This is a genomic window from Acerihabitans sp., from assembly GCF_036398755.1.
Taxonomy (GTDB): domain Bacteria; phylum Pseudomonadota; class Gammaproteobacteria; order Enterobacterales; family Enterobacteriaceae; genus Acerihabitans.
In genome coordinates this window covers 1-6,871 of the sequence record NZ_DASWOM010000082.1, presented here as the reverse complement: position 1 = coordinate 6,871, position 6,871 = coordinate 1, and the positions used below count along the sequence as shown (strand labels likewise).

Here is a 6,871-nt window from a genome sequence, read left to right as displayed (position 1 = left end):
GTTTGATCTTGAATTGAATAAAAGCATGCTGGCCCTGCTTATCAATTTTATACTCCGCCGCACCGGCTATGCCCGCGGCGAATAATAACGCGATCGCCGCCAGGCCCAGGCTAGTCTTTTTCAGCATGGTGTCTTTCCTTATATTGCGCAGGTTGATGAAGGCGATACCCCAGCATCCGCCTGAGGGTAATGTCGCCATCGATAAAATGATGTTTTAACGCGGCCAGGCCGTGCAATACCGACAGGATCACCACGCACCACGCCAGGTATAAATGGATGTCGCCCGCTAAATCGGCCTGCCCCGCCAGGCCGCTCAGGGTGGCCGGAACGGAAAACCAGCCGAATACAATTATCGGCTGCCCGTCCGCGGTGGAAATCAAATACCCGCTGGTAAGCAGGGCGAACAGCAGGATATATAAAGTCCAATGCGCCAGCACCGCGCCGGCGCGGGTCAGCGGCGAGTAATGGCCGAGGGGTTTGGGCGGCGGGGAAATAAAACGCCAGATCAGGCGTAAGATCATGATGGCGAAAAGGACACAGCCGATGCTTTTGTGCAGTTCGGGCGCGCGATGATACCAGGTCGCATAATAGCCAAGCGTCACCATCCACAGGCCAAGCGCAAACATGCCGTACAGGGTGAACGCCACCAGCCAGTGGATGGCAATGCTGATATGGCCGAAACTGTCGGCCGAGTTGCGCCAGCGCATAAGGCGTCGTCCTCGTGGGTTTGCGTTACCATTGGTCAACAAATAAAACAGATTGAAATAAAAAAGCAATTTAAGTCGTGTCAAATACGTTAAAGTTTTGTAAATAGAAAAATGCAAACACGAACCCTCGGCAATAGAAAAAAAGTAGCGGCTATGCTGTTAAAACTTGTGAGTAATCCCAGGTATTTTAGATGATATACTGGCTCTCTTTAGGACCGATGATCTGCGCCATATGAAAGCTTTTGGTAATAAATCTGCCACTATCACGGATATTGCGCTCCTCGCCGGCGTAAGCAGTATTACCGTTTCCCGAACCTTTACCGCGCCGGAAAAAGTAAAAACGCAAACCCGGGAGAAGATTCTGCAGATTGCGCGCCAGTTAGACTATGTTCCTAACGTTTTCGCGCAAAACATTAAAACCACTCAGAGTCCGATCATCGGTATCGTCACCGACGATACGTTTAATCAAAGCTATGCCTATGTCATTCAGGAAATGTGCCACCATGCCGAGGCCAAAGGGTATTCAGTGATGATTTTCACCACCCGCGGCAGTCGGGAATCAGAGGCCAGGGCCATCAACACCTTGGTGGGCTACAAAGCGGCGGGCGTGGTGCTGTCGGTCATTAGCGATACGCCGGACTATGACGTCAGCCATTTGAAAATACTGCACAATTCTTCGACCAAGCTGATCCAGTTCGATCGCCAGTTCAATACCTCTCTGCCCGCAGTCAGTGTGAATGACCAGCGCGCCGGCGAGCTTATCGCTTCAGTGGTGAGGGAAAAAGGCTACCGAAAGATCCTGATCGTCGGAGGCAACGAGCGTTCGCGCATTACTCGCTCGCGCGTTGACAGCATTTGTGAAAATATCCCGTCTGACATACGGGTAACGCGCCTATACGCCGATTACCGCTACGACTTGGCGAAGGAGAAAATAGCCAGCCACTTCTCCTCGGGCGCGATCGATTACGACGCTATTATCGGCATCAATGGTGCGATTTCACTGGCTGCCAGCAACATTGCCAATCGTTGGTCACTCAACAAGATCGATTTTCTGTCGATTGATGATATTCCCAACGCTGAGGATTTCGGCTTGTTCTATCCCTGCGTGGTGCATGATTACAATCAGTGGGCAATGACCGTCGCGGAAAACCTGATCGCGGCAATTGAAGATCGTCCTTGGCAACAACGCACGATTATCAATGGCTTCTTGAAAAACCATCGCTAAGAGGCCAAGGAAGTACTCGCCAGGACTGGCGCGATAAATCGAGCCAACAGCGCTGCGGCAAAAGAAACTCCGCTGTAAATATCCATAACTTCAAGCCCCAATGCCACCGCGGCCCTAGACGGCGCCACAGCATGGCTTAACCCGGCGGTTGGATGGACGCATCCACACTAAGCGGCATAAAAAAACGCTACATCGCTGCCCGCATGGCCAAATCCGCTACTCCTTCCCATGATGCTCCAGCACCCGGCTAGAATATCCGCTCAGCCTGTTATGAGAGGTAATCGGAGGCGGGAAATTTTGTATAATCAATATGTTCACGTAAACATTTTAATGATTATTTTAGGATTAATTTCGAGATTAAAAATTATTTTTTTTAAAATATGAAAACTATTATTAGTTATCTATTTGATAAATAAATATAAAATAAATAATTTGCAATATGGATCACATAAAACACGAAGATTGTTATTAATGTTTACGAAAACATTTTAACCTGATTGCACATCATTATTATAGGAAGAACGTTCGTGACAACTCTACCTTCTGAAATCAAGCAATTGGTCAACTTTGGCCCTGAAGACTACCGTCTGATCTCGGCCCCCTTGCCGCAGCCCAAAGAAAAGGAGCTGCTGGTGAAGATAGGCGCCTGCGGTATCTGCGCGTCCGATTTTCACTGCTATCACGGCGCACCGATGTTCTGGGGCAATGACACTTTCCCCAGGTACGTGAAAACACCGGTGGTCTCCGGCCATGAGTTCTATGGTGAAGTCGTGGCCGCTGGCCCGAACGGGCTGGAGCATTTCGGCGTTCAGCTCGGCGATCGGGCGATCGCCGAGCAAATCGTCCCCTGTGAAAAGTGTCGCTTCTGCCGCAGCGGGCAGTACTGGATGTGCGAAAAACACGATATCTACGGTTTTCAAAAGCAGGATGCCGACGGCGGCATGGCGGAATATATGTTGTTCAAACCCACCAGCCGGGTACATAAAATCCCAAAGAGCCTGACGCCGGAAGAGTGCGCCCTGATAGAACCCTTCTCCTGTTCCGTACATGCGGTCAACCGCGCCAGCATTGAATTTAACGATGTGGTGGTACTGGCGGGCGCCGGTACCTTAGGGCTGGGTATGATCCAGGCAATTAAGCTGAAGACGCCAAAAAAATTAATCGTTATCGATACCATGCCATACCGCCTGGCGCTGGCGAAGACGCTGGGGGCGGACGAGGCGCTGAATCCGCTGGAAGACGATGTGGTCGCCAGGGTGAAAGCGATGACCGATGGCTATGGCTGCGATGTCTATATTGAAGCTACCGGCAACCCCGCCGCCGTAAATCAGGGGCTGCAAATGGTGCGTAAGCTGGGGCGTTTTGTGGAATTCAGCGTTTTCAGCCGGGAGACGTCCGTCGACTGGTCGATTATCGGCGATCGCAAGGAGCTTGATATTCGCGGCGCGCATCTCAGCCCAGGCTGCTATGAAACTGTTATCGACTTGTTCCATCGCAAGCTGATGACCGCCGATGGCATCGTTACGCATAAATTTGCGCTTGATAACTGGCAGGAAGCGTTCAAAACCTTCGGCACGCCGCAGGCCGTCAAGGTTTTGCTGGTTCCCCACGCCGATTAAGCATCGGCCGGTATAGATAATAGAGCCGAAGGCGCCGGTTTATTTATTTCGAGCCGGCGTATTTCCCCATCCAATCTTTTCAATTTGGGGCATCATAACAATGAAAACACGTACCATAGGACTTCCCCATTATCTGGCCTACGGCTCGGGTGACTTTTTAGGCGCCGGCACCGCCGTGTTGACCGCCGCCTGGCTGCTTTATTTCTATACCACTTTCTGTGGGCTTTCCCCCATTGAAGCCACCTTTATCTTCGCGTGCGCGCGCGTGCTGGACGCTTTCGCCAGCCCGCTCATGGGCTATCTGAGCGACAACTTCGGTAGCAACTGGTTCGGTAAACGGTTCGGGCGGCGCAAGTTCTTCATCCTGTTGGGTATCCCGTTCGTCTTTAGCTACACCTTCATGTGGGTTGGCGGCATGGGTTTCTGGTACTACCTGCTTACCTATCTGTTATTCGACGTTGTCTATACCATGATTTTGGTGCCCTACGAAACGCTGGTGCCGGAAATGACGGATGATTTTAGGCAGAAAACAAAATTCTCCGGCGCCCGCATTGCGATGGGACAGCTGTCCGCGATTCTGGCAGCGTTCATGCCCGGCATTCTTCTGTCCCACTTCGGCAAGGACAACGCCATCTCGTTTTTCTATGCCAGCCTGGTGTTCGCTATTATCTGCGCCATCGTGCTGACCTTGGTGTACTGCTTCACCTGGGAACGCCCGGCCGCGCTGAAATCCGAGGCTGAGCGTAAGGTTGAGCGCGAAAAGCAGCAATTGACGCTAGGCCAGAGCCTCAAACGCCTGCGCGTCGAACTCACCTCGACCCTGCGCATCAAGATTTTCCGTCAGCATCTGGGGCTGTACCTGGGGGGGTATATCGCGCAGGATGTGTTCAATGCGGTGTTTACCTATTATGTCGTGTTCGTGCTAATGCAAAGCGCCACTGTGGCTTCTAACCTGATGGGCGTAATGGCTATTCTGCAATTCGTGGCGGTCATCGGCATGATCCCGCTGTGCATCCGCTTCGGACCCGCGCCTTCCTATCGACTTGTTGTGGTGCTGTTCGGCCTGGCTTCGGCGTCGTTCGCCCTGGTGTATTATGCCGGGATGAGCGATGTGTACGCCTTGCTGATATTCATTTCCGTCATTGCCGGGCTGGGCCGCGGCGGGATCAATTATGTGCCGTGGAATACCTATACCTACATTTCTGATGTGGATGAAATTATCACCTCGCAGCGCCGCGAAGGAATTTTCGCCGGGGTGATGACCATGACCCGCAAAGCTTCACAGGCCGGGGCGGTGATGCTGGTGGGCATCGTCATGCAGTTGTCCGGCTTTGTCTCCGGTCAAAGCGTGCAGGATCCGCAAGTCAGCCATACCATCCTACTGATTCTCAGCGTCGGTACGGTAGGCGTGCTGGCGATCGGCTTTGCCATATCCCTGACCTATAAGCTTAATCTACATACCCATCAACTGCTGCAGGACGAAAACCGCCGGATGCGCGCCGCCAATCGCACTCTGCCGGAAAGCGTGTCGCCCAAGACCCGCGCCACGGTGGAAATGCTGACTGGTTTGCAATACGAATCCCTCTGGGGCAACAACAACATCGGTTATCTAAACCGCCACAAAGCGCCGCCGGTCAAAGCCGGTAATGCGCGCCCAACGCTTTCCTCTTCTGAAAACGATAAATACGCAGGATAAAATCATGACAATTTTTCCCGTAAAACACAGTGCGCTTCTGCGCCAGCCGGAATATTTCATTTCCCGCGATGCGCTTAAAAAGCTGATCCACAACGTTACTCATAATCTGATCAATATCGAGGACTCCACCGGCGAGTTTGTGCTGCGCCTTGACGATGGCCGGGTGATTGACGCCAAGGGTTGGGCTGCCGGATGGGAATGGACGCATGGCATTGGCCTGTATGGTATTTACCAGTATTACCAGCAGACCGGCGACCAGCAAATGCGGGGAATTATCGACGACTGGTTTAACGCGCGGCTGGCTGAAGGCACGCCAACCAAGAACGTCAATACCGTATGTCCCTTGCTGACGCTGGCCTATCGCTACGAGGAAACCCGCAATCCGGCCTGGCGCCCCTATCTGGAACGCTGGGCGGAATGGATAATGTACGACATGCCGCGTACCGATAAAGGCGCGCTGCAACATATCGTTATCCACAAGGAGAATCATCAGCAACTGTGGGACGACACGCTAATGATGACCGTGCTGCCGTTGGCTAAAATCGGCATGCTGTTGAACCGACCCGAGTTTGTGGAAGAGGCCAAATATCAGTTCCTGGTGCATATTCACTATTTAATGGACCGGGAGACCGGACTGTGGTTTCACGGCTGGACCTTTGAGGGCCATCATAACTTTTCCCGGGCACGCTGGGGGCGCGGCAACAGTTGGCTGACGGTGGCAATACCGGATTTCCTTGAACTGCTGGACCTGCCGGAGCAGGACGTCACCCGCCGCTATCTATTGCAAGTGCTAACCAGCCAGGTCAGCGCTCTGGCTGAGCTACAAGACGATAGCGGACTGTGGCACACGCTGCTGGACGACCGCGATTCCTATCTGGAAAGTTCGGCCACCGCCGGCTTCGCCTACGGTATTCTCAAGGCGGTGCGCAAACGGTATATAGATCCGTCATATGCCTCGGTGGCCGAGAAAGCGGTGCGCGGGGTAGTGGACCATATCAGCGACGATGGAGAACTCAGGCAGGTATCGTTTGGCACCGAGATGGGCAAGGATCTGGACTATTACCGTCAGATCCCGCTGACCCCGATGCCCTATGGCCAGGCGATGGCCATTCTTTGCCTGGCAGAATACCAGCGAATTTATCTGTAACGACGCTGGCGATGATGGGTGATTAAATCAGCACGGATAACAGAAATGGACGATGCCGCTGAGGGACTGGCGTATGGCGATGAGCCGCTTTATTATCGAGTTCGGTGACCGCCTGGACGGTCACTTCTGAGAAAAGGCATTTATACAGATTCATGTACAGGGCCGGAGTGATCAAAAGCCGCAGTGCTTCGCTCAAAACCAAATAAACAATGGGCTATCCCGACATCCACTTAAGCAATATTACCCGTTACCGGCCGCCGCCGCTGGCTATTACCTGTTTCATCGCATCGGCTATAGATTCAGCTGCGGTGCCAACGATAAGTTGTGCCGAGTTCCTATTAGGGCGAATCACGCCAACTGCTCCCAGCCGCTTAGCCGCGGCATCATTGACCAGCGTAGCGTCTATTACCGTTAGGCGCAGACGACTAATACAGGCGTCAATGCTGTTAATATTACTTGCTCCGCCCGCGGCGGCAA

The 6,871-nt window shown here is 52.8% G+C and carries 5 protein-coding genes and 2 pseudogenes; 4 read left to right on the top strand and 3 right to left on the bottom strand.

What is annotated here, in order from left to right; all coding sequences use genetic code 11:
• Nucleotides 1–127 (bottom strand): annotated as a pseudogene (locus VGC33_RS23335) (YceI family protein); the annotation flags it as partial.
• On the bottom strand, nucleotides 111–707 hold the full coding sequence (locus VGC33_RS13360) for a cytochrome b (RefSeq protein WP_331121256.1): 597 nt from the start codon (nucleotides 705–707) through the stop codon (nucleotides 111–113). The pseudogene VGC33_RS23335 and the gene VGC33_RS13360, both read right to left, overlap by 17 nt.
• Before the next feature lie 232 nt (nucleotides 708–939).
• Here VGC33_RS13360 and VGC33_RS13355 point away from each other — a divergent pair, with 232 nt between their 5' ends.
• The 4 genes from VGC33_RS13355 to bglB all read left to right on the top strand — a co-directional run bounded on the left by VGC33_RS13355 (nucleotide 940) and on the right by bglB (nucleotide 6,394).
• A complete protein-coding gene (locus tag VGC33_RS13355) occupies nucleotides 940–1,932 on the top strand; it encodes a LacI family DNA-binding transcriptional regulator (RefSeq protein ID WP_331121255.1) in 993 nt (330 codons plus the stop codon).
• A gap of 527 nt (nucleotides 1,933–2,459) precedes the next feature.
• Entirely contained in the window at nucleotides 2,460–3,551 is a 1,092-nt protein-coding gene (locus VGC33_RS13350) for an alcohol dehydrogenase catalytic domain-containing protein (protein WP_331121254.1), read from the top strand.
• A gap of 100 nt (nucleotides 3,552–3,651) precedes the next feature.
• On the top strand, nucleotides 3,652–5,247 hold the full coding sequence (locus VGC33_RS13345; protein ID WP_331121253.1) for an MFS transporter: 1,596 nt from the start codon (nucleotides 3,652–3,654) through the stop codon (nucleotides 5,245–5,247).
• 4 nt (nucleotides 5,248–5,251) lie between these two features.
• On the top strand, nucleotides 5,252–6,394 hold the full coding sequence (gene bglB, locus VGC33_RS13340) for a beta-galactosidase BglB (protein ID WP_331121252.1): 1,143 nt from the start codon (nucleotides 5,252–5,254) through the stop codon (nucleotides 6,392–6,394).
• 259 nt (nucleotides 6,395–6,653) lie between these two features.
• Here bglB and VGC33_RS13335 read toward each other — a convergent pair.
• Nucleotides 6,654–6,871 (bottom strand): annotated as a pseudogene (locus tag VGC33_RS13335) (PTS sugar transporter subunit IIB); the annotation flags it as partial.

Bases quoted from the DNA above. Each gene is read 5' to 3' on its own strand.
- VGC33_RS13345 (WP_331121253.1), top strand. From the start codon at position 3,652: ATGAAAACACGTACCATAGGACTTCCCCATTATCTGGCCTACGGCTCG.
- bglB (WP_331121252.1), top strand. From the start codon at position 5,252: ATGACAATTTTTCCCGTAAAACACAGTGCGCTTCTGCGCCAGCCGGAA.
- VGC33_RS13360 (WP_331121256.1), bottom strand. From the start codon at position 707: ATGCGCTGGCGCAACTCGGCCGACAGTTTCGGCCATATCAGCATTGCC.
- VGC33_RS13355 (WP_331121255.1), top strand. From the start codon at position 940: ATGAAAGCTTTTGGTAATAAATCTGCCACTATCACGGATATTGCGCTC.